Below are 22,296 nucleotides of genomic sequence, written 5' to 3'. Positions count from 1 at the left end.
AGCCGGATGAAGATTTCCCCATGAGAGATCCCGCGCACCAAGTTGCGCGGCTGGTTCACCGGGTGGCTAGCAGCGCAGCAGGTTGACCAAGGGGCGGCCGCGCGCGTCGCGGTAGACGCCCGAGTCGGCATCGATGCTGAGGATGCGGCGCAGGCCCAGGCGCTCGGCGGCCTCGGCGATGGAGGCGTCGGCCAGGTCCAGCGGCAGGTCGGCAAAGCGCTGCGCGATGCGGCGCATCCGCGCCAGGCTGGCCTCGGCGGGCGCGTCGACGTGCAGCGCGCCGCGCTCCACCCACAGCAGGAAGTCCAGCGCCGCCTGGTTGTGCACGCGCCGCGCCAGCAGGGCGCAGACCTCGGTCAGCACGGGCCAGGTGCTGACCAGGGCGACGTCGGGGTGCGTCTTGAGCCAGGCCGCGACCGGAGCGTGCCAGCCGTCGGCGGCGTTGAACAGGGCCAGCAGCGGGCCGCTGTCCACCAGCACCTGGCCGCGCGGCGCGACGACCCAGCGCGCGGGCGGCTCGGCCACGTGCGGCGGCGGGGTGGCGGGGCCTTCGCTCATGAAGCGGAGCGGCGCGCGTGCTTCCGCGCCCAAGCGTCACCCGCGTGGCCGCGGCGCGCGGCGGCCAGGTCGGCCGGGCCGGCATGGCGGCCGAACAGGTCGGCCCCCAGCGACCAGGCCGAGGCGGGCGCGGCCGGCGTGCTGGCCAGGTAGGCGGCCAGCGCATCGCGCATGACTTCGCTGATGCCACGGCCGGCGGCGGCGCAGTGCTGGCGCAGCGATTGCTCCAGCTCGGGCGGAAGTTTGACGGTGGTGGTCATGGCTCGGACCGGGCTTTGCAAGTACAGGGAAAACAGGGAGGACACCGAGCCGGATGAAGATTTCCCCAACCCGGCACCGAGTCACCGGGCCGGCCGGTGAAGCGCGACACCCGTCAGCCAGCCGCTGGCATCAGCCCGTCCACCAGGCGGTCGAAGTCCCCGTCCGCGGGCGCGGTGTTGTCGAACAGCAGCAGCTCGGGGTAGTCGGCCGCCGTGGGCAGGAACAGGCGGGTGCGGTAGTCGTCCCAGTGCGCCAGCTTCCAGGCGTCGTTGGGGTTGCCGCGCGCCTGGATGCGGCGGCGCGCCTCGGCCTCGTCCAGGTGCACCCAGACGATGCGCACCCGCACGCCGTCCTCCACGCCCAGCCAGGCGCGGTCGGCCAGGCGGTGGTCGCGCACCTCGCGCGACAGGGGGCCGACGACGATGGCGCCGACGCCCAGGGACAGGTTCTCGCGCGCGGTCTTCAGCAGGCCGCCGTACTCGGGGTCGCGCAGGTGCCGCAGGTACAGCGGGCTGTCGCGGTCGTTGGGGTCGCCGGTGAGCACGCCCATGACGGCGGCGCTGTAGTCGCCGTACAGGGTGTCCTTGTCCAGCAGGCAGGGCGCGTCGGCGCCGCGCGCGCGCAGGGCGGCCAGCGCGCGCTTCGCCAGGGTGGTCTTGCCGGTGCCGGCGTGGCCGCAGAAGAAGATCAGGGAAGGCATGGGCATCAGCGGGGCGCCTTGCGATCCCGCGGCTCGGCCTCGGCTTCGGGCACCGAGGCCAGCGCGGCATCGAAGCGCGCGCGGCTGCCACGCGCGGCGCGCTGCTCCAGATAGTCCACGGCGGCCAGTGCCGACAGCTTCTCGGCCAGCGCGGTGCTGATGAGCTGGTTGACAGAGATGCCTTCCTGGCTCGCATACACCTTGGCGTTCTTGTGCAGCGACTCGGGCAAGCGGATGGACAGGGTGCTCATGGCGTTTCCTCCAGGGGCGAGTTCAGGAAAGTGGGCGGATCGACGACCGCGATCCCGAGCGTGGACGCCGCCGCCGCGAAATCCCGCACGTTCCAGGTGACGATGAACTGGCATTGGCCGTTCACGGCGGCTTCCAGCACCATGTCGTCCCTCACGTCGGCCAGTCGCGGGCGCCACAGGAAATGCACGGGCTGGCGCAGGGCCGTGGCGCACAGGTAGTCCAGCACGTCGTGCACGGCCGATGCCGAAACCCGCACCATGCCGGGCCGCGACAGCACGTCTTCGTATTCCATGGCCAGCGGCACCGTGACCACGTGCTGGAAGCGCCCCTGATCGAGCAGCGACAACAACTCGAACGACCAGCCTGAACGCGAGCGCAGCGCGGCCACCACCACGTTGGTGTCGATGACGATGCGTGGCAGCGCTGGCATGGTATTGCCGATGATACCCAACAACCCGTCGCAAGGACATACCCGAATTCATTTCAGTTGCTCCACCGCGCTGCGCGCCGCCCGCAGTCGATGAAACGGTGCAGGCATTGCCCCCTCTCCCCTCGCGGGAGAGGGCTGGGGAGAGGGGGGCAACGCTTGCTTTCAGCGCAGTGCCGATCGCCCGCGCCCCCTCTCCCGCGAGGAGGAAGAGGCTGCCAGCGTGTGGCGCGTGGCCGGTGGTTTCATCTCAGGCCGCGCGGGGCCGAGTGCAAGGGCGCGATGCCCTTCAGCCATGCAGGCGCGAAGACCTGGGCAGGTGCGCCATCAAAAACTCCATCTGGTCCGCCAGGATGCGGCGGTTGCGCAGGATGAAGTCCTCCCACAGGCTGGGCACGTAGGGGGCGTACAGCAGGGGCATGCGCGCCTGTTCGGGGGTGCGGTTGCTCTTGCGGTGGTTGCAGGCGCGGCAGGCGGTGACGACGTTCATCCAGGCGTCGCGCCCGTTCTGGGCCAGGGGCACGATGTGCTCGCGCGTCAGGTCGGGCTCGTGGAAATGGCCGCCGCAGTAGGCGCAGACGTTGCGGTCGCGGGCGAACAGCTTGGCGTTGGTGAGGCCGGGGCGCAGGTCGAACGGGTTGATGCCGGGCACGCCGCGCGTGCCGATGATGCTGTTGACGGTGATGATGGACTGCGCGCCGGTGACGGCGTTGTGCCCGCCGCGGAAGACCGCGACCTGGCCGCCGGCCTCCCACCGCACCTCTTCGGCGGCGTAGTGGATCACCGCCTGCTCCAGCGAGATCCACGATTGCGGCAGCCCTTGGGCCGACAGCTTGAGCACCTTCACAAAACGACTCCTTTTGCAGGACACCATCCGTGTTGAGGGCCGGCGTTGCCAGTGCCGGTGACACCAACGCAATATACTCGCTTTTCGTGACACTTTCGCGGCTGGGCCGCGATCTGGCTTGCGCCTGGCGCTATCAAAAACATACTCCATGAAGATCTTCCGCGGCCTGCGCCACCCTGGCATCGCGCCCGGCTGCGCCCTCACCATCGGCAATTTCGACGGCGTGCACCGCGGCCACCAGGCCATGCTGGCGCTGCTGCGCGCCGAGGCCGCGCACCGCGGCGTGCCGAGCTGCGTGATGACCTTCGAGCCGCACCCGCGCGACTACTTCGCCGCCGTGCTGGGCAAGCCCGAGCTGGCGCCGGCGCGCATCGCCACGCTGCGCGACAAGCTGGGCGAGCTGGCGCGCTGCGGCATCGACCAGGCGCTGGTGCTGCCCTTCAACGCCCGCCTCGCCAGCCAGCCGCCCGAGGCCTTCATCGACGACATGCTGGTGCGCGGCCTGGGGGTGCGCTACGTGCTGGTGGGCGACGACTTCCGCTTCGGCGCCAAACGCGCGGGCGACTACGCCATGCTCGACGCCGCCGGGCAGCGGCACGGCTTCGACGTGGCGCGCATGCAGTCCTACCGCATTGACGACCCCGGTGCCACGCTGCACGGCCAGCGCGTGTCGTCGTCGGCCGTGCGCGAGGCGCTGGCCGCGGCCGCATGGACGAGGCGGCGGCGCTGCTGGGCCGGCCCTATGCCATCAGCGGCCACGTGGTGCACGGGCGCAAGCTGGGCCGCGCGCTGGCCGAATCCCACGCCGGCGCGGGCGATGGCTTTCGCACGCTCAACCTGCGCTTTTCGCGCCGCGCGCACTGGAAGCCGGCCGCCAGCGGCATCTTCGTGGTGCGGGTGCACGGCCTGGCCGACCAGCCCCTGCCCGGCGTGGCCAACCTGGGCGTGCGGCCGTCGCTGGACCCGCACGACGTCAACGGCGGCCGCGTGCTGCTGGAGACGCACTGCCTGCAATGGCCCGCGCACCTGGGCGCCGAGGGGGCTACGGTAAAATCATCCGCGTGGAACTGCTGCACAAACTGCACGACGAGCTGCGCTATCACAGCCTGGCGGCGCTGACCGAGGGCATCGCGCGCGACTGCCTCGATGCGCGCGCCTGGTTCGCGGCCCCGCGAAACCCGCCGGGCGGCCACGCGCGACCGAATTCCGACGGCGTTCGGCCCGCACCCTGCCCCCCTCCTGTTTCCATAGCTCCCGGCGCAAGCTGGGCCCCGCCGGCACGCTTTCATTCAAATTTCAGCCCCTCAGCGACATGAGCACCGACACCAAGACCGACTACCGCAGCACGCTCAACCTGCCCGACACGCCCTTCCCCATGCGCGGCGACCTGCCCAAGCGCGAGCCGGGCTGGGCCAAGGCGTGGAACGACGAGGGCCTGTACAAGCGCCTGCGCGACGCCCGCGCCGGCCGGCCCAAGTTCATCCTGCACGACGGCCCGCCGTATGCCAACGGCCAGATCCACATGGGCCACGCGGTGAACAAGATCCTCAAGGACATGATCACCAAGGCGCGCCAGCTGGAGGGCTTCGACGCGCTGTACGTGCCCGGCTGGGACTGCCACGGCCTGCCGATCGAGAACGCGATCGAGAAGAAGCACGGCCGCAACCTCGGCCGCGACGACATGCAGGCCAAAAGCCGCGCCTACGCCACCGGGCAGATCGCCCAGCAGATGGCCGACTTCCAGCGCCTGGGCGTGCTGGGCGAGTGGACGCACCCCTACAAGACGATGGACTTCGCCAACGAGGCGGGCGAGATCCGCGCGTTCAAGAAGGTGATCGAGCGCGGCTTCGTCTACCGGGGCCTGAAGCCGGTGTACTGGTGCTTCGACTGCGGCTCGTCGCTGGCCGAGTTCGAGATCGAGTACCAGGACAAGAAGAGCCAGACGCTGGACGTGGCCTTCAGGGCGCACGCGCCGGACCGGGTGGCGGCCGCCTTCGGCCTGCCCGCGCCGGCCAGGGACATCTTCGCCGTCATCTGGACCACCACCGCCTGGACCATCCCGGCCAACCAGGCGCTCAACCTCAACCCCGAGCTGGTGTACGCGCTGGTCGATACCGGGCGCGGCCTGCTGATCGTGGCCGAGTCGCTGGTGGAAAGCTGCCTGGGGCGCTGGGGCCTGCAGGGCCGGGTGCTCGCCACGGCCCGGGCGAGAAGCTGGGCGGCCTCGAATTCGAACACCCGCTGTACGGCGTGGACGCGGGCTACCGGCGCCTCTCGCCCGTGTACCTGGCCGACTACGCCACCGCCACCGACGGCACCGGCGTGGTCCACTCCTCGCCCGCCTACGGCCTGGACGACTTCAACTCCTGCGTGGCGCACGGGCTGGCCTACGACGACATCCTCAACCCGGTGCAGGGCAACGGCAGCTACGCCGCCGACTTCCCCCTGTTCGGCGGCCAGAACATCTGGAAGGCCGTGCCGGTCATCATCGACGCGCTGCGGGCGGCCGGCCGGCTGCTGGCCACGTCCGCCCTCGGCCACAGCTACCCGCACTGCTGGCGCCACAAGACGCCGGTGATCTACCGCGCCGCGGCGCAGTGGTTCATCCGCATGGACGAGGGCGAGGGCGTGTTCACCCAGCCGGGCGAGAAGCCCGCCAAGACGCTGCGCCAGACCGCGCTGGAGGCCATCGAGCACACCCACTTCTACCCCCAGAACGGCCAGGCGCGCCTGCGCGACATGATCGCGGGCCGGCCCGACTGGTGCATCTCGCGCCAGCGCAGCTGGGGCGTGCCGATCCCCTTCTTCCTGCACAAGGACACGGGCGAGCTGCACCCGCGCACGATGGAGATCCTGGACCAGGCCGCCGACATCGTCGAGAAGGGTGGCATCGAGGCCTGGAGCCGCGTGACGGCCGAGGAGATCCTCGGCGCCGAGGACGCGCCGCACTACACCAAGAGCAGCGACATCCTGGAGGTGTGGTTCGACTCCGGCTCCACCTTCTTCCACGTGCTGCGCGGCACGCACCCCGACAACCACCACGACAGCGGCCCCGAGGCCGACCTGTACCTGGAAGGCCACGACCAGCACCGCGGCTGGTTCCACAGCTCGCTGCTGCTGGCCTGCGCGCTGGAAGGCCGCGCACCCTACCGGGGCCTGCTGACGCACGGCTTCACGGTGGACAGCCAGGGCCGCAAGATGAGCAAGTCGCTGGGCAACGGCATCGATCCTCAAGAGATCAACAAGAAGCTGGGCGCCGAGATCATCCGCCTGTGGGTGGCCGCCAGCGACTACTCGGGCGACATCGCCGGCGACGACAAGATCCTGGCGCGCGTGGTCGACGCCTACCGCCGCATCCGCAACACGCTGCGCTTCCTGCTGGCCAACACCAGCGACTTCGACATCGCGAAGGACGCGGTGCCGCTCGCGGAGCTGTTCGAGATCGACCGCTGGGCGCTGTCGCGCGCGGCCGAGTTCCAGCAGGAGGTGCTGGCGCACTACAAGGTCTACGAGTTCCACCCGGTGGTGGCCAAGCTGCAGGTCTTCTGCTCCGAGGATCTGGGCGCCTTCTACCTGGACGTGCTGAAGGACCGGCTCTACACCACGGCGCCCGGCTCGCGCGCGCGACGCAGCGCGCAGACCGCGCTGTGGCAGATCACCCAGGCCATGCTGCGCTGGATGGCGCCCTTCCTCAGCTTCACGGCCGAGGAGGCGTGGAAGCTGGCCGGCCGGTCCGAGTCGATCTTCATGGAGACCTTCAGCGACCTGGGGACGCCCGACGAGGGGCTGCTGGCCAAGTGGGCGCGCATCGGCGAGATCCGCGATGCGGTGAACAAGGAGATCGAGGCGGTGCGCGCGCAAGGCGCCGTGGGCTCGTCGCTGCAGGCCAGCGTGCGCCTCACCGTGGCGCCGGAGGACCACGCGCTGCTGGCCTCGCTGGGCGACGACCTGAAGTTCGTGTTCATCACGTCCGCTATCGAACTGATCGCTGAAGGCGCTTTGTCCGTGCAGGCCGAAGCCTCGAAAGACCCCAAATGCGAGCGCTGCTGGCACTACCGCGCCGACGTCGGCGCCGAGCCCGCGCACCCCACCCTCTGCGGACGCTGCGTCAGCAACCTGCACGGCCCGGGCGAGCCGAGGACGGTCGCCTGATGCCCCGCTCCAACGCCTCGGGCGCGCGTCTGGGCCTGTGGCTGGCGCTGGCCGCGCTGGTGGTGGTGCTGGACCAGTTCACCAAGTGGCTGATCCTGGGCCACTACCGGCTGGGCGACGCGACCCATGTCACCGGCTTCTTCAACATCGTGCGCGCCCACAACACCGGCGCGGCGTTCTCGTTCCTGGCCGGCGCCGGCGGCTGGCAGCGCTGGTTCTTCGTCGCCCTGGCGGCGGCGGCCTCGGGCTTCATCGTCTGGCTGCTGCGCTCGCATCCGGGGCAGAAGCTGTTCGCCTTCTCGCTCAGCATGATCCTGGGCGGCGCGGTGGGCAACGTGCTCGACCGGCTGATGCACGGCTACGTGGTGGACTTCCTGGACTTCCACTGGTCCTTTCTGAGCCCGCTGTTCTACCGCGGCCACTTCCCCGCCTTCAACCTGGCCGACGCCGCCATCACCGCCGGCGCCATCGGCCTGATCCTGGACGAGCTGCGCCGCGTGCGGCGCGGCAAGTAGTACGCTTTCAGCCCGCGCCAGTCCAGCGCGAACAGCTATCAAATAGATAGTTACCGCGCACCGTCCGTCAGATAGAGCAGCGCCAGCCGCGCGCGCTCGGGCGCGCCCACGCCCAGCTCGCGCGCGAGGTAGGCATCGACGCCGCCGAAGTCCTCGTCCACCGCGTGCAGCGCGGCGTCGAGAAACTCCTCCTGCACGCGCCAGAGCACGTTCATCACCTCGGCCGGGGCGTACCCGCCGTCCGCCGCCGGCATGCGGAAGAGGTCGTTGGTCAGCAGGTAGTCCTGCATCACCACGCCGCGCGGCACGCCCAGGGCCAGCAGGATCATGGCGGCGGCGAAGCCGGTGCGGTCCTTGCCGGCGGTGCAATGGAAGACCAGCGGCGCGTCGCTGGCCAGCAGGTGCGCGAACAGCTCGCCGAAGCGCGGCGCGTTGTGGTGCACGAAGTTGCGGTAGGTCTGCTGCATCAGGACCACGGTGCGCTCGGCGGTGAGCGTCTCGCCGGCCTCGACGAGGCTGCGCAGGCCCTGCACCACCGTGGGTTCGATGGGCAGCGGGTGCTGTGCCACGCCGGGCAGGTCGTAGGGCACGGCGGCGCGCTCGGACACGCCGCGGAAGTCGAACACGCGCGCCACGCCCAGCGACTGCAGCGCCTCGCCGTCCTGGGGGGTGAGCGCCGCCAGGTGGTCGGAGCGGAACAGGCGCCGCCAGCGCACCGGGCGCCCGCCCAGGCCGGCGTAGCCGCCGAGGTCGCGGAAGTTGCTGGCGCCGGACAGGCGCAGGGATCGGTCGGGAGGCAAGGTCATGGCGGCGATCGGGTCAACACGAAAAACCGTTCATTGTCCGGCAAACGCCTCGACCGGCACCCGCCCGCGCAGCGAATGCGGCAGCGCCTGCGTCACCTGCACATCGATCATGCGGCCCACCAGCCGCTGCGACAGCGGCCCGCCGTCGAAGTTGACGATGCGGTTGCATTCGGTGCGGCCCATCAGCTCGCTCGGGTCCTTGCGCGACGGCCCCTCGACCAGGATGCGCTGCACCGTGCCGACGCGGCTGGCGCCGATGGCGCGCACGTTCCGCTCGATGGCGGCCTGGAGCCGCTGCAGGCGCCCCAGCTTGACGCCGTGCGGCGTGTCGTCGTGCAGGTTGGCGGCCGGCGTGCCGGGGCGCGGACTGAAGATGAAGCTGAAGGAGGCGTCGTAGCCCACGTCGTCGATCAGCTTCATCATCTTGGCGAAGTCGTCCTCGGTCTCGCCCGGAAAGCCGACGATGAAGTCGCTCGACAGGCTGATGCCGGGGCGCACGGCGCGCAGGCGGCGGATGATGCTCTTGTATTCCATGGCGGTGTAGCCGCGCTTCATCGCCATCAGGATGCGGTCGCTGCCGTGCTGCACGGGCAGGTGCAGGTGGCTGGCCAGCTTGTCCACCTTGCCGTACACCTCGATCAGGGCGGGCGTGAACTCGTTGGGGTGGCTGGTGGTGTAGCGGATGCGCTCGATGCCGGGGATCTCGGCGACGTACTCGATCAGCGTGGCGAAGTCGGCGATCTCGCCGGAATCGCCCATCGGACCGCGGTAGGCGTTGACGTTTTGGCCCAGCAGCGTCACTTCCTTCACGCCCTGGTCGGCCAGGCCGGCGACTTCGGTCAGCACGTCCTCGAAGGGGCGGCTGAACTCCTCGCCGCGCGTGTAGGGCACGACGCAGTAGCTGCAGTACTTGGAGCAGCCTTCCATGATCGAGACGAAGGCGCTGGCGCCCTCGACCCGCGCCGGCGGCAGGTGGTCGAACTTCTCGATCTCGGGAAAACGGATGTCCACCTGCGGCGCGTCGAGCCGCCGCCGCTCGGCCAGCAGCTCGGGCAGGCGGTGCAGGGTCTGCGGGCCGAACACCACGTCCACGTAGGGGGCGCGGGCGATGATGGCCTCGCCCTCCTGGCTGGCCACGCAGCCGCCCACGCCGATCAGCACGCCCTTCTTCTTGAGATGCTTGACGCGGCCCAGGTCGCTGAACACCTTCTCCTGCGCCTTCTCGCGCACCGAGCAGGTGTTGAACAGGATCAGGTCGGCGGCCTCGGGGTCGTCGGTGGGCTCGTAGCCCTCGGCGGCGGCCATCACGTCGGCCATCTTGTCCGAGTCGTACTCGTTCATCTGGCAGCCGAAGGTCTTGATGAATACTTTGCGGGACATGGCGGTCCTCAGGGGTGGGCAAAAAAAGAGGGGATGCGCCGGCGCGCGGCCGGCCGCGCGCTCAGTGGACGTACCGCGGCGTGGCGCGCTCGGTCGGCGCGCCGGCGACGGCGGGGTCGCGCAGCGCTTCCTCGGGCGTCAGGATCCACACCTCGCGGATCGCGCCGGCCGCATCGCGCAGGTAGTTGACGACGAAGGTCTTGCCGCGCAGCGCGCCCGACAGCGCCACCATGTTGCGCGCGTCGCGCACGCGCACGCCGGGGCCCAGGCGCTCGGGCCGGCCGTCCAGCAGCACCCGAGGCGGCGCGGTGAAGGTGAGGCTGCCGCGCTGCGTCTTGTGCGGGAACAGGTGCTGCGTCCGTGCCTCGGATTTCGAATGAAAAAGCGTTCCAGCCAGCGCCAATATTTCGGAGATAGCTATGAAAAACGCAGCATTCAAGGGTTTCGAGCAGCGGTTCATGGTGTCTGTCCAGAGGCTGTTGAAAGCGGGGGCGAAGCCGGTGATTCTAAGGCGACACCCCCTGGCCGGGCGCGGGCGCCGCGCTTAGACTGGGCCCACGCCCTTCCACGCCGCCACCGCCATGACCATCAGCGCGCTCGACCTGTTCAAGATCGGCATCGGCCCCTCCAGCTCGCACACCGTGGGGCCGATGCGGGCGGCGTGCCTGTTCGCGCGCCACCTGCGGGATGGCGCCGGGCTCGGCGCCGTGCGGCGGGTCGAGGCCCGGCTCTACGGCTCGCTCGCCGCCACCGGCATCGGCCACGGCACCGACCGCGCGGTCGTCGCCGGCCTGATGGGCAGCGAGCCGGACCGCGTCGAGCCCGACGCCATGGCCCGGGCCGTGGACGCGGTGCGGCTGGATGGCCGCCTGCCGCTGGCGGGCACGCACGACATCCCCTTCGACTGGCCGCGCGACCTGCGCCTGCTGCCCGTCGCCCTGCCCCGCCACCCCAACGCCCTGCGGCTGGCGGCGCACGGCGCGGGCGGCGTGCTGCACGAGGCCACCTACTACTCCATCGGCGGCGGCTTCGTCGTGGACGAGGCCCAGGCCGCCGCGGGCGAGACCGGCGCGCCCGCGGTGGCCGTGCCCCTGCCCTACGCCAGCGCCGAGGAGCTGCTGGCCCTGTGCCGGCGCCACGGCCTGCGCGTGGCCGACCTGGTGCTGCGCAACGAGGCCGCCTGGCGCCCCGAGGCCGACACGCGCGCGGCCCTGCTGGCCGTGTGGCAGGCCATGAAAGGCTGCGTGGCGCGCGGCCTGCGGCACGAGGGCGTGCTGCCCGGCGGGCTGGACGTGGTGCGGCGCGCGCCGGCCATGCACCGCCGGCTGAACGCGCGGGACGGTCAGCCCAACCTGATCACCCAGACCTTCGCCGCCATGGACTGGGTCAACCTGTACGCCCTGGCCGTGAACGAGGAGAACGCCGCCGGCGGCCGCGTGGTGACCGCGCCCACCAACGGCGCGGCCGGCGTGGTGCCGGCGGTGCTGCACTACTTCATGGACTTCCAGCGCGGCGCGGGCGACGCCGACGTGGTGGACTTCCTGCTGGCGGCCGCGGCCGTCGGCGGCTGATCAAGACCAACGCCTCCATCTCCGGCGCCGAGGTCGGCTGCCAGGGCGAGGTCGGCTCCGCCTGCGCCATGGCGGCGGCCGGGCTGGCGCAGGTGCTGGGCGGCACGCCAGCGCAGGTGGAGAACGCCGCCGAGATCGGCCTGGAGCACAACCTGGGCCTGACCTGCGACCCCGTGGGCGGCCTGGTGCAGGTGCCGTGCATCGAGCGCAACGCCATGGCGGCGGTCAAGGCCATCAACGCCGCGCAGCTGGCCCTGGGCGGCGACGGCACGCACAAGGTCAGCCTGGACGCCGCCATCCGAACCCTGCGCGACACCGGCCGCGACATGCACGACAAGTACAAGGAAACCTCGCGCGGCGGGCTGGCGGTGGCCTACACCGAGTGCTGACGGCGTTTTATTGATGAAAACTCCGTTAATCCAGCGCCGGTATTACATCACGAGCTATATATTCAGTAGCAAACGAAGGCACGTGGACGGCGTGCGCGGCACCGCCCTTTGACCTGCGGCAAGACCCTGGCGGCGGCGTGCCGATAGGCTGGGCGGGGTTCATTTCCACCGCCACAGCGCCCGACCATGCCGACCACGCCCGCTTCCATTTCCCCATCCCGCACGCCCGAATCCCTGCATGAATTGATGCAGGCCTCCGGCCTGGCCCCGCTGGTGCTGCGCGGCCGCCATCTGCTGCCCGTGGTGCAGGGCGGCATGGGCGTGGGCGTCTCGGCCGGCGGCCTGGCCGGCGCGGTGGCGCGGCTGGGCGCGCTGGGCACGCTGTCGTCGGTGGACCTGCGCCGCCTGCACCCCGACCTGATGGCCGCCACCGCCCGCCTGGACCACAAGACGCCCGACGCCGCCGCGCGCATCAACGCCGCCAACCTGCGGGCGCTGCGGCGCGAGGTGCGGCGCGCGCGCGAACTGGCCCAGGGCCGCGGCGCCATCGCCGTCAACGTGATGAAGGCGCTGAGCGAATACGAAGCCTACGTGCGCTGCGCGCTGGAGGCCGGCGTGGACGCGGTGGTCGTCGGCGCCGGCCTGCCGCTGGACCTGCCCGACCTGGCGCGGGACCACCCGGCGGTGGCGCTGATCCCCATCCTGTCGGACGCGCGCGGCGTGCAGCTCGTGGTGCGCAAGTGGGAGAAGAAGGGGCGCCTGCCGGACGCCATCGTCATCGAGCACCCGCGCTTGGCCGGCGGGCACCTGGGCGCGGCGCGGCTGGGCGACCTGAACGATGCGCGCTTCGACTTCGAGAACGTGGTGCCGCAGGTGCTGGCGTTCTTCAAGGCCGCGGGGATCGAGCGCGACATCCCGCTGATCTGCGCCGGCGGCATCGAAAGCCGCGACGACATCCAGCGCCTGCAGGCCCTGGGCGCGGCGGCCGTGCAGCTGGGCACGGCCTTCGCCGTCACGCGGGAATGCGACGCCGCGCCCGAGTTCAAGCGCATCCTGGCCGAGGCCCGGCCCGAGGACATCGTCGAGTTCATCAGCGTCGCCGGCCTGCCGGCGCGCGGCGTGCGCACGCACTGGCTCGACAAGTACCTGCGCGTGGAGCCCAGGCTGAAGGCCGTGGCCCACGCCAAGAAGGCGTGCAACATGGCCTTCGACTGCCTGGCGCGCTGCGGCCTGCGCGACGGCCACGCGGACATGGGCCAGTTCTGCATCGACCAGCAGCTGGGCCATGCCCACGCAGGCGAAACGGACAAGGGCCTGTTCTTCAGGGGGGCCGGGCGCCTGCCTTTCGGATCGCGGATCGCGCCGGTGCAAGAATTGATGGTTTGGCTGCTGGGTGCGATCATGCCGGCAGCCCAGCCCCTGGAGTTGTCCCCATGAAAAGCGATCCGCGGCCGAGCCCGCAGGCCCGGCTGGCCCCCCAGTCCATCAGCGACGACGTGCTGGCCGAGAAGTACTACAAGACCGGCGAAACCTCGCCGGACCAGCTCCATGGCCGCGTGGCCCGCGCGCTGGCCTCGGCCGAGAAGCCCGGGCTGCGCGCCGAATGGGAGGGCAGGTTCCTCGACAACCTGCGGGCGGGCGCCATCGGCGCCGGGCGCATCATGAGCGCGGCCGGCACGGACATCCAGGCCACGCTGATCAACTGCTTCGTGCAGCCCGTGGGCGACGCCATCCAGGGCCGCGACGACGACGGCTACCCGGGCATCTACGAGGCCCTGCGCGAGGCCGCCGAGACCATGCGCCGCGGCGGCGGCGTGGGCTACGACTTCAGCCGCATCCGGCCCAAGGGCGCGCGCGTCAAGGCCACGGCCAGCATGGCCTCGGGGCCGTGCAGCTACATGAACGTGTTCGACCAGTCGTGCGCCACCGTCGAGAGCGCGGGCGCGCGCCGCGGCGCGCAGATGGGCGTGCTGCGCATCGACCACCCGGACGTGCTGGAGTTCATCACCGCCAAGCGCACGCCGGGGCGCTGGAACAACTTCAACGTCTCGGTGGCCGTGTCCGATGCCTTCATGCAGGCCGTCATCGACGGCGCCGACTGGGCGCTGGTGCACAAGGCCGAACCCGGCCCCAAGCTCAGGCAGGCCGGCGCCCACCAGCGCGCCGACGGCCTGTGGGTGTACCGCACGCTGCCCGCGCGCGAGCTGTGGGACACCATCATGAAGTCCGCCTACGACTTCGCCGAGCCGGGCATCCTGTTCCTCGACCAGATCGGCCGCGACAACAACCTGCACTACGCGGAGAAGATCGAGGCGACGAACCCGTGCGGCGAGCAACCATTGCCACCCTACGGCTGCTGCGACCTGGGCCCCATCATCCTGACCCGCTTCGTGCGCCACCCCTTCGGCGTGGGCGGCGAGGCGGCGTTCGACTGGGACGCCTTCGAGCAGGTCGTCGCCACCCAGGTGCGCGCGCTGGACAACGTGCTGGACGTCACCTTCTGGCCGCTGCCGCAGCAGCGCGAGGAAAGCGCGGCCAAGCGGCGCATCGGCGTGGGCTTCACCGGGCTGGGCAACACGCTGACGATGCTCAAGCTGCGCTACGACCGGGCCGAGGGCCGCGACATGGCCGCGCGGATCGCCCGCCGCATGCGCGACGCGGCCTACCGCGCGTCGGTCGAGCTGGCCCGGGAGAAAGGAGCCTTCCCCAAGTTCAAGGCCCAGGACTACCTGGCCCCCGGCACCTTCGCCAGCCGCCTGCCGGACGACCTGCAGGACGCCATCCGCCAGCATGGCATCCGCAACAGCCACCTGCTGTCCATCGCGCCGACGGGCACCGTGAGCCTGGCCTTCGCCGACAACGCCAGCAACGGCATCGAGCCCGCCTTCAGCTGGAGCTACCGGCGCCACAAGCGCGAGGCCGACGGCACGCGCAGCGAGTACACCGTGGAAGACCACGCCTTCCGCCTGTATCGCTCCTTGTTCCATAGCGACAAGCCCAATATCGGCGCCGGCGATCTGCCCGAATACTTCGTGAACGCGCTGCAGATGAGCGCCCAGGAGCACGTGGCGATGATGCAGGCGGTGCAGCCGTACGTGGACACCAGCATCAGCAAGACCGTCAACATCCCCGAGGACTACCCCTACGAGGACTTCAAGACCCTGTACCGCCAGGCCTGGGAAGCCGGCCTGAAGGGCCTGGCCACCTACCGGCCCAACAGCATCCTGGGCGCCGTGCTGGAGACCGCGCCGGCCAGCAAGGACAAGGCTGCCGCGTCGCCCGCGCCGCCGGCCTACGACCCGCTGCGCACGGTGATCGAGAAACGCCCACCCGGCGGCCTGCCCGCCGTGGCCGAGAAGATCGAGTACTGGACCAGCGAGGGACAGCAGCGCCTGTACCTCATCGTCACCTTCCTGCCCGTGCCCACCGCGGACGGCAAGGGCACGGTCGAGCGCGCGATCGAGTTCTTCATGCCCGTGGGGCAAAGCGGCGAGTCGCAGCAGTGGATCACCGCCACCATGCGCATGCTGAGCCTGGCCGCGCGCGGCGGCTTCCTGGACCGCGCGCTGTCCGACATGCGCAAGGTGACGTGGGACCGCGGCCCGGTGCGGCTGGGCACGCACGAGAAGGCCGACGGCACGCACGTCCCCCGCTGGCACGACAGCGAGGTGGCCGCCATCGCCTACGCCATCCAGAACCTCATCGCCCAGCGCCAGCAGGCCGCCCAGGGCTCGCTCTTCGACCCCGAGGAACTGCCCGCCCTGCCCTCGCCCGAGGTCGCGCCGATGGCCGTGCCGCCCAACGTCATGGCCGGCAAGAAATGCCCCGACTGCGGCGCCCACGCGATGATCCGCAAGGACGGATGCGATTACTGCACGCAGTGCGGGTACGTGGGGAGTTGCGGATAGGGCGCTGGTCCCGCCACGCCGAGGAGCGTTTCTCGTCGTGCCTAAGCTGCCTGCGCGGCAGCGAACCAGGCGCTCTTCCTCGGTGTAGTAGTGCTGCATTTCTAAGCTGCCTGCGCGGCAGCGAACTGTCGGGTTCGCGCTGCTCGGGCGGGTCGGTTTTTCTAAGCTGCCTGCGCGGCAGCGAACCAGGAGGTCTGGGGCCTCCGGGCCGCCATCGCTTTCTAAGCTGCCTGCGCGGCAGCGAACCGTTTCTCCGGCGTCTGGCCCTGGCGGGGCATTTTCTAAGCTGCCTGCGCGGCAGCGAACAGCACGATGTAGTGCAGGTGCTTCATGTCCGTTTTCTAAGCTGCCTGCGCGGCAGCGAACGCGCGGCTGGCGGGCAAGGGGCGGCGCGCCGATTTCTAAGCTGCCTGCGCGGCAGCGAACGAGTCACCGTCCTGGTCTCGCTCGACCAGGGCTTTCTAAGCTGCCTGCGCGGCAGCGAACCGTTTCTCCGGCGGCTGGCCCTGGCCGGGCATTTTCTAAGCTGCCTGCGCGGCAGCGAACGGCCGTCCGCTTGCAGCCCGCGCTCGTGCACGTTTCTAAGCTGCCTGCGCGGCAGCGAACGTCTGGCTCAATGGCCAGCCCTGCCTGGGGTCTTTCTAAGCTGCCTGCGCGGCAGCGAACGTCCGGCTCGCCGTCGCTAATGACGAGGACCCTTTCTAAGCTGCCTGCGCGGCAGCGAACGATCCACTCGCAGGACAAGGCGGCCCTCGATTTTTCTAAGCTGCCTGCGCGGCAGCGAACGCCTTGTGTTTGGCGTTGCCCTCGGCATCGCTTTTCTAAGCTGCCTGCGCGGCAGCGAACCGCTTCACGCTGCGCGTTGGCCTGTTCGAGCGTTTCTAAGCTGCCTGCGCGGCAGCGAACCCACCGCAATACCTGCACCTCGTACCCAGTCATTTCTAAGCTGCCTGCGCGGCAGCGAACGTGGCGCGCCGCCTCGCCCCGACCATAGGGCATTTCTAAGCTGCCTGCGCGGCAGCGAACACAGTACCCGCGCCGCCCTTGATGGGCGGGCGTTTCTAAGCTGCCTGCTCGGCAGCGAACGGGCGGGGGAGCAAGCCGCCTGATGGCGCATATTTCTAAGCTGCCTGCGCGGCAGCGAACCCCCCCTGCGCGCCTGCGCCCTGTGCGTGCACTTTCTAAGCTGCCTGCGCGGCAGCGAACTCGGTATCAGGGCAGCGACATTGCGCGTGCCGTTTCTAAGCTGCCTGCGCGGCAGCGAACTCAGGCGGCTGGTGGCGTGCCGGCGAGCTGCTTTTCTAAGCTGCCTGCGCGGCAGCGAACGGGTCTAGGTCTCCACTACAGGGCGGCGGCGTTTTCTAAGCTGCCTGCGCGGCAGCGAACTGCAGTTAGGCGCGGCAAATACCGAATTAAAAATTTCTAAGCTGCCTGCGCGGCAGCGAACGGGTGCGGGACCGGCTGGAGAACTGGGCGCGGTTTTCTAAGCTGCCTGCGCGGCAGCGAACGGCGAGCCCGACGACGAAGCCGCCGCGCTAGCTTTCTAAGCTGCCTGCGCGGCAGCGAACGACTGGGCCGTGTTTCACTTCCTGGAAGGACTTTTCTAAGCTGCCTGCGCGGCAGCGAACCGGTCACGCAGCGCGGCCACAGTGATGATCGTTTTCTAAGCTGCCTGCGCGGCAGCGAACGTGTGGCCGCCCGAGGTGCCCGACGACGAGGATTTCTAAGCTGCCTGCGCGGCAGCGAACGGGCTGCCTGGGCACCAACCTGATGTTCGACGTTTCTAAGCTGCCTGCGCGGCAGCGAACACCAGCCAGCGGCGGTTCTGGCCGGCGTGGGTTTTCTAAGCTGCCTGCGCGGCAGCGAACCTTCGGCCGAAGCCGTGGCTCAATCGGGCTATTTTCTAAGCTGCCTGCGCGGCAGCGAACTCACATTGCCAGCGCCGAGCTGGCTAGGCGCATTTTCTAAGCTGCCTGCGCGGCAGCGAACACGTCCCCTTCGCCATCGCGAGCGCCTTCATATTTCTAAGCTGCCTGCGCGGCAGCGAACCCGACGCCGCCCTGGTCGAGCGAGACCAGGACTTTCTAAGCTGCCTGCGCGGCAGCGAACTGGACTCTAGATCCAGTAACTCCTTGACTATCAATGGATAGTAAGCGCTGGGCACGAGATATCCCAATTGCTGGAACACTCGCTAACCCATTGATTCAACAGGGCATCTGGCAATCGCCGGAAAAAGGGTCAAAACCAGGGAACGCTGGCGCCCTGACTCAAGCCGTAGGTGCTAAAGCCGCCTTGCAGAGCAGTGGCTTGCGTTGGACCGTGCGCCACGAACAGGCAGAACGATTGCCCAGTGCTGGCACTGCGCAGTTGCACAAAGGGCAATTCGGGACGACGTTCCACGCTGTCGGGGATGGCGGCGGCAGCCTGCTCCAGGGTTTCACCCTTGCGCTGCATGCGGCGGCGGCGCAGGCGCTCGGCGCTGGTTTTGAATTGGCGCCGGACTACCTGCCGATGCGGCGCGCTGGGCGGCACCGGTGCCAGATCGGCAATCTGCACATGGTCGCGCATGCCTTGCAGCCAGGGCTGGGCGATCAGGCGCTGCAGGGCGGCTTCGCTGCCATGCAGGCGCAGCACGGCGCCCAGCGTGCGCGGACGCAGGCTGTGGCGTGGAAAGCTGATTCCGATATCGCTCGACTGCAACTGCGCCAGAGCGCGATGCAGCTTGGAAACCAGCGCGCCCAGCAGGTGGGCGTGGCTGAACTCCGGGTCGGGCAGCAGCGTGATGTCGATGTAATGCGTGGTCATGGTCATCAACCCGCATCGCCAAACACGCCGCCGCGGATCAGCACGGCCATCACGAAGTGCTGTTGCTCCACCGCAGGCACCTTGTCCTTGAGCAGCCAGTCGTCGAGCAATGTGTAGAAGTCCAATTTCTGCTTGGGCTGGCGGTAGGCCTTGCCCTGCGTGGTAACCGATCCGTAGGGCTCCACGGCGATGGGGCCCAGGTCTTGCGCGCCTTCGTACCAGGTGTCGATGGTGCGTAGGGCGTTGCCGATTTTCTGGGAGTGGATGGCGGCGACTTCCTGGCCTCTCTCGCCGATGTGATAAAGCGTCTTGCTCTTGTCGCCGCGCCCGCGATCCAGGATCAGCTCTTGCGAGGGGAAGACTTCCTGGCCCGCGCCCACACGGGCAAATGCGGTGATCTGCAGCAGCACATGGGCCCGGCCCTCCAAGCCTTCGGCGATCACGGCGCCCAGCGATTGCACTTCATCATTGATGGCATCCAGCGCGCGCAGGTTGTGCGCCAGCGCGTCAAAAGTCCATTCCCTGGCGGCCGCGCCAGCCTGCAGCCGCGCCACGTGCACTTGCACGCTTTCCGCGCCCACGCGGTTGCGCCACAGAAAGCGGCCGCTGGCCAGGTTGGCGGCGTAGCGACTGGCCAGTTCAGCAAAGCCATGGGTGGCTACATAGGTCTGCACGGTCTGCGTCAGCTTCGCCTGGTAGTCGGCACTGTTGCAAGCCGATGGCGTGCCCGCGCCAGCCAGCACACGCAACGTGAATTGCACCTTGAGCGTGTCGGCATCGGCGGGCAACGCGGCCACGTCCACGGTTTGCAGGTTGGGATTTTCAATGGCGGCGTCGAGCTTGGCGGGGTCTTGATCCTTGGCCTTGAGGCGGTTGGAGATGGTGCCGCGCACGGATTTTTCGCGTAGCTTCACGGGCGCCCATGCGGCGGCGTTGTTGCGCTCGTCCCAGCGGCCTGCGTGGAAGATGGCGTCGGACGGGTCGAGCTTGCGTTCGAAGGCGAGGACGGAGGCGGTCTTGAGGTTGTTCGACATGGTGATTCAATCCTTTGGCAATGCGTTGGCGTGGCACGGAATATCAAAAATGAGAGCATTCAGCGCTTTATCCACGCTGGCTACAAGCCAATTTGGCTTGAAATGAGCGGCATCAGGTATAGGCATAGGTGTCTTCGTCGTCATCCCATTCCTCGTCCAGTGCAGCGTCAGTCGCGGGCTGGTAACCATTGCGGCAGCGGTACAGGCCCTTGGCTTCATCGGCCTCGGCCTGCCACAGCAACTGTTCCAGATGCGTGAGGCGATGCGGACTGATCCATTCGCCCATGGAGTAGATCGATTCCACAAAGCGCAGCGGCGCGGCGGCATCGCGGGCATTGAGAACACTGCCCGCCGCGTGCCGGGCAGATAGCGCCGCATAGCCGACAGGAATCGGTACGAGCCAGCCACTGCCACGCTTGCGCAATGGGTCTTCCCAAAGCACCTTGCCATCGGCGGGCTGCGCCTTGCCCTCCTCCGGCTTGACGGGTTGATGGTTGAAGCGCGCGGCATGCAGCCAGGCATCGAGCAGCGTGGCTTGGCGGTCGGTGGCTTGCAGCGTGCGCAGGCGCTCGGCCAGCAGATCGTCGCGTCCCACCAGCGCAAAGCCGGGCAGCCATTGGCGGCGCCATGCGCGGAAATGCTCGGCGCGCTTTTGTGCATCGTCTGGCAGCAGCTCCATCCACGGCCGCACACGCCGGCCAGGCCCCGCGCGCGAGGGAAGCAGGCTGCCGCCCGCCACACGCATCTGCGAGAGCACGCGGCCCGCCGCGTCGGCCCATTGCTGCCTATGCTCCTGGGCGCCTTGCACCAGCGTGGGCGCGACGCCAGTGGCAGATTTTTCCGAGACAGTGAAGACCAGCGTGATTTCCAGATGGATGCGGCCTTCTTCCACGATGGCGGCTGTGCTGCCGTCCTTGTCCACCGGATTGCGAGTGAGGTTGAAACTGCGCACATAGCCCTGCGTGACCTGTTCCTGGTGGTGGTGGCAGACCACGCCCACCGCGTGCAGGTGCAGCGGAACATCGGCCTGCGCCAGCTTGCGCTCCAGCGCCCACATCAACCCGGTAAAGGCAGTGACGGACGGAAAGCCGTGCGTGAGAGGGCTGGAGATGGCATTGGCGTTCTGCACACGCAGGCGGGGAAGGACGAGGAGAGCCTGGGGGATGTTGGCATGGCTCATGGCATGCCCCCCTCACGGACGGCGATGTAGCGTGGCGCGTCCAGTTGTTTGCGCTGTTCGCTCAATTGCTGCGCGAATCCATCTTCATCGGTGAGCAAGGCTTTTTTCCATTCGCGGGCCTCGACATCGCCCACAGGCAGCTTGCCTTTGAGCTGCGCATTCAGCCAGTTGGCGAAGCGTTGGCCAATCTCGGCGGGCCAGTCCATCCATAGCCATTCCCGCGCGAAGTCGGCCTCTTGAGGCAGCTCGGCGCGCAAAGGGTCAAGCCACAACTGCTCGGCACGCGCCAGCTTCTGGAAACGCTTTTCCTCGTCCGTGCTGGCGCACGTCCAACCGGCGGGCATGACTTGCTGCAACTCGCCGGACAGGGTTACCAGCTCATCGAGCAGCGTGTCGATATAGGCCTCGCGGCGCTGGCGTGTTTCCAGATTCGGCTCGGGGTCGGACTCCAGGAATTGGCGCAGGCTGCGCACCGCCCGGCGCACTTCGGGGCGGGCGATGAACAGCTTGTCGAACACTGAATGGGCATCAACGGGCAAGCGTGCCGGGCTGACCGTCCACACGGGCGGCAGCGAAGCCAGCAGATAGTTCACGCCGCCGCGCTCGCTATTAAGCTGCGAAATGTTTTGAGGTTTGGTACCACCCATTCGCTGCACGGCCAGACCAGGGTAGTCATGGAACACACCGTCATGCGCCTTGCGCTCGCGCCGCGCCGCACGGGCTGCCTTGTTGACGTCGCCAAAGCGGTCTTCCTGAATCTGCGCATGTACCGCATGGGACAGCGATGTGGCAAACAGCGGCGCCAGCAGTTCATAGTCGCCATCGGCACAGGGGTCACTGCCCGTCAGCCAATACAACTGCTTGGCCCGCGTGTGCGAACTGGAACCGCCCGCACGCGGCTGCATGAGGCCCACCAAGGCATCGCGCCAGGCTTTGGCCTGCTCGGGGTCGTCATGCAGGGCCTGCACGGCCGCTTCATCGTCCGCCAGCAATGCGGCCAGCAGGCTGACTCCATCCACTTCCAGCTTCAAAAACTTGTAGACATCGAGCGCGGCGGCACTGCCCACGACATCGCCAGCAAAGGTCTGGCCCAAAGCATGGCTGCCCAGTTCATTGAGAGACGGCAGGCGGCCCGGCTCCACATAGAGATTGGTGCCGCGCGCGTCGGGGTGGATGGGTTTGAGGGAGTGGGTGACGGCCTGGATTTGAGTCACGCGCCGGGCGGCATCTTCAATCCACACGCCATGCTGGTGCTGCGCCAGCAATTCCTCGCGCCTGGCCTCGCGCTTTGGGTCGTCATCCTTGAGCTTGTCGAGCTTGGCGTGCAGGCGCTCTTGGATGAATGCGATGAACGTCTCATGCCAACGTACTTTGCGTTGCTGGGATATTGGCATTGCTCCTCCTTGGCTATGAGGAAAATACAATACCATGATATGCGTAGCATGCTGAAAAGCAGTTCAGAAAATGATGTGCGTGGCCGTTCTCGCATCTCACCCCTTCTCTGCCGCACA

General features: G+C 68.8%; 16 protein-coding genes, 3 pseudogenes and 1 CRISPR repeat array. Of the genes and pseudogenes, 6 read left to right on the top strand and 13 right to left on the bottom strand.

Translation table 11 applies throughout. The features are described from left to right. Positions 1-66: 66 nt before the first annotated feature. The 6 genes from IPG65_RS02440 to IPG65_RS02415 form a co-directional block, all read right to left on the bottom strand. Positions 67-558, bottom strand: coding sequence for a PIN domain-containing protein (locus IPG65_RS02440; RefSeq protein ID WP_293187696.1), 492 nt, complete (start codon positions 556-558; stop codon positions 67-69). Continuing rightward, positions 555-818: a ribbon-helix-helix domain-containing protein gene (locus tag IPG65_RS02435; protein WP_293187695.1), complete on the bottom strand. Its 264-nt coding sequence runs from the start codon at positions 816-818 to the stop codon at positions 555-557. Before IPG65_RS02435 ends, IPG65_RS02440 begins: the two co-directional genes overlap by 4 nt. 113 nt (positions 819-931) lie before the next feature. Continuing rightward, entirely contained in the window at positions 932-1,519 is a 588-nt protein-coding gene (locus tag IPG65_RS02430) for an ATP-binding protein (RefSeq protein WP_293187938.1), read from the bottom strand. A gap of 5 nt (positions 1,520-1,524) precedes the next feature. Beyond that, positions 1,525-1,770 (bottom strand): DUF6290 family protein, encoded by a 246-nt coding sequence (locus tag IPG65_RS02425; protein WP_293187694.1) that lies wholly within the window; start codon positions 1,768-1,770, stop codon positions 1,525-1,527. Continuing rightward, a complete protein-coding gene (locus IPG65_RS02420; protein WP_293187693.1) occupies positions 1,767-2,201 on the bottom strand; it encodes a putative toxin-antitoxin system toxin component, PIN family in 435 nt (144 codons plus the stop codon). The genes IPG65_RS02425 and IPG65_RS02420 overlap by 4 nt, the downstream gene beginning before the upstream one ends. A gap of 286 nt (positions 2,202-2,487) precedes the next feature. After that, on the bottom strand, positions 2,488-3,045 hold the full coding sequence (locus tag IPG65_RS02415; protein ID WP_293187692.1) for an HNH endonuclease: 558 nt from the start codon (positions 3,043-3,045) through the stop codon (positions 2,488-2,490). Positions 3,046-3,193: 148 nt separating this feature from the next. Here IPG65_RS02415 and IPG65_RS02410 point away from each other — a divergent pair. The 3 genes and pseudogenes from IPG65_RS02410 (at position 3,194) to lspA (ending at position 7,712) form a co-directional block, all read left to right on the top strand. Then, a pseudogene (locus tag IPG65_RS02410) lies at positions 3,194-4,296 on the top strand (bifunctional riboflavin kinase/FAD synthetase). Positions 4,297-4,357: 61 nt separating this feature from the next. Next, positions 4,358-7,197 (top strand): annotated as a pseudogene (gene ileS / locus IPG65_RS02405) (isoleucine--tRNA ligase). Continuing rightward, positions 7,197-7,712 carry a signal peptidase II gene (lspA, locus tag IPG65_RS02400; RefSeq protein WP_293187691.1) on the top strand — a complete coding sequence of 172 codons (516 nt, stop codon included), beginning with the start codon at positions 7,197-7,199 and terminating at the stop codon, positions 7,710-7,712. The pseudogene ileS and the gene lspA overlap by 1 nt, the downstream one beginning before the upstream one ends. Positions 7,713-7,762: 50 nt before the next feature. Here lspA and IPG65_RS02395 read toward each other — a convergent pair whose 3' ends face one another. The 3 genes from IPG65_RS02395 to IPG65_RS02385 form a co-directional block, all read right to left on the bottom strand. Further along, entirely contained in the window at positions 7,763-8,518 is a 756-nt protein-coding gene (locus IPG65_RS02395; protein WP_293187690.1) for a tyrosine-protein phosphatase, read from the bottom strand. A 30-nt stretch (positions 8,519-8,548) separates the two neighbouring features. After that, the gene (gene miaB, locus IPG65_RS02390) at positions 8,549-9,898 is read right to left on the bottom strand and encodes a tRNA (N6-isopentenyl adenosine(37)-C2)-methylthiotransferase MiaB (RefSeq protein WP_293187689.1); all 1,350 of its coding nucleotides are present in this window, start codon (positions 9,896-9,898) and stop codon (positions 8,549-8,551) included. A 61-nt stretch (positions 9,899-9,959) separates the two neighbouring features. Further along, positions 9,960-10,358 carry a hypothetical protein gene (locus IPG65_RS02385; RefSeq protein WP_293187688.1) on the bottom strand — a complete coding sequence of 133 codons (399 nt, stop codon included), beginning with the start codon at positions 10,356-10,358 and terminating at the stop codon, positions 9,960-9,962. 121 nt (positions 10,359-10,479) lie between these two features. Between IPG65_RS02385 and IPG65_RS02380 the strand changes: the two are divergent. The 3 genes and pseudogenes from IPG65_RS02380 (at position 10,480) to IPG65_RS02370 (ending at position 15,766) form a co-directional block, all read left to right on the top strand. Next, positions 10,480-11,858 (top strand): annotated as a pseudogene (locus IPG65_RS02380) (L-serine ammonia-lyase). A gap of 246 nt (positions 11,859-12,104) precedes the next feature. Beyond that, entirely contained in the window at positions 12,105-13,295 is a 1,191-nt protein-coding gene (locus IPG65_RS02375; protein ID WP_293187937.1) for a nitronate monooxygenase family protein, read from the top strand. Then, entirely contained in the window at positions 13,292-15,766 is a 2,475-nt protein-coding gene (locus tag IPG65_RS02370; RefSeq protein ID WP_293187687.1) for an adenosylcobalamin-dependent ribonucleoside-diphosphate reductase, read from the top strand. Before IPG65_RS02375 ends, IPG65_RS02370 begins: the two co-directional genes overlap by 4 nt. A gap of 38 nt (positions 15,767-15,804) precedes the next feature. Next, a CRISPR array of direct repeats spans positions 15,805-17,875; the repeat unit is 28 nt; unit sequence TTTCTAAGCTGCCTGCGCGGCAGCGAAC. Between the two features lie 129 nt (positions 17,876-18,004). Here the strand turns inward: IPG65_RS02370 and cas6f are convergent. From cas6f to csy1, 4 genes are all read right to left on the bottom strand, one after another. Beyond that, positions 18,005-18,571, bottom strand: coding sequence for a type I-F CRISPR-associated endoribonuclease Cas6/Csy4 (cas6f, locus tag IPG65_RS02365; protein WP_293187686.1), 567 nt, complete (start codon positions 18,569-18,571; stop codon positions 18,005-18,007). A gap of 5 nt (positions 18,572-18,576) precedes the next feature. Then, positions 18,577-19,605 carry a type I-F CRISPR-associated protein Csy3 gene (gene csy3, locus IPG65_RS02360; RefSeq protein ID WP_293187685.1) on the bottom strand — a complete coding sequence of 343 codons (1,029 nt, stop codon included), beginning with the start codon at positions 19,603-19,605 and terminating at the stop codon, positions 18,577-18,579. A gap of 112 nt (positions 19,606-19,717) precedes the next feature. Next, positions 19,718-20,785 carry a type I-F CRISPR-associated protein Csy2 gene (gene csy2, locus IPG65_RS02355; RefSeq protein WP_293187684.1) on the bottom strand — a complete coding sequence of 356 codons (1,068 nt, stop codon included), beginning with the start codon at positions 20,783-20,785 and terminating at the stop codon, positions 19,718-19,720. Beyond that, positions 20,782-22,179 carry a type I-F CRISPR-associated protein Csy1 gene (csy1, locus tag IPG65_RS02350; protein ID WP_293187683.1) on the bottom strand — a complete coding sequence of 466 codons (1,398 nt, stop codon included), beginning with the start codon at positions 22,177-22,179 and terminating at the stop codon, positions 20,782-20,784. Before csy1 ends, csy2 begins: the two co-directional genes overlap by 4 nt. Between the last annotated feature and the right edge of the window lie 117 nt (positions 22,180-22,296).

Origin of the sequence: Ottowia sp., assembly GCF_016703145.1 — a bacterium.
Lineage (GTDB): Bacteria > Pseudomonadota > Gammaproteobacteria > Burkholderiales > Burkholderiaceae_C > Ottowia.
The sequence above is the reverse complement of the archived record's forward strand: the minus strand, read 5'-3'. Positions and strand labels throughout refer to the sequence as shown.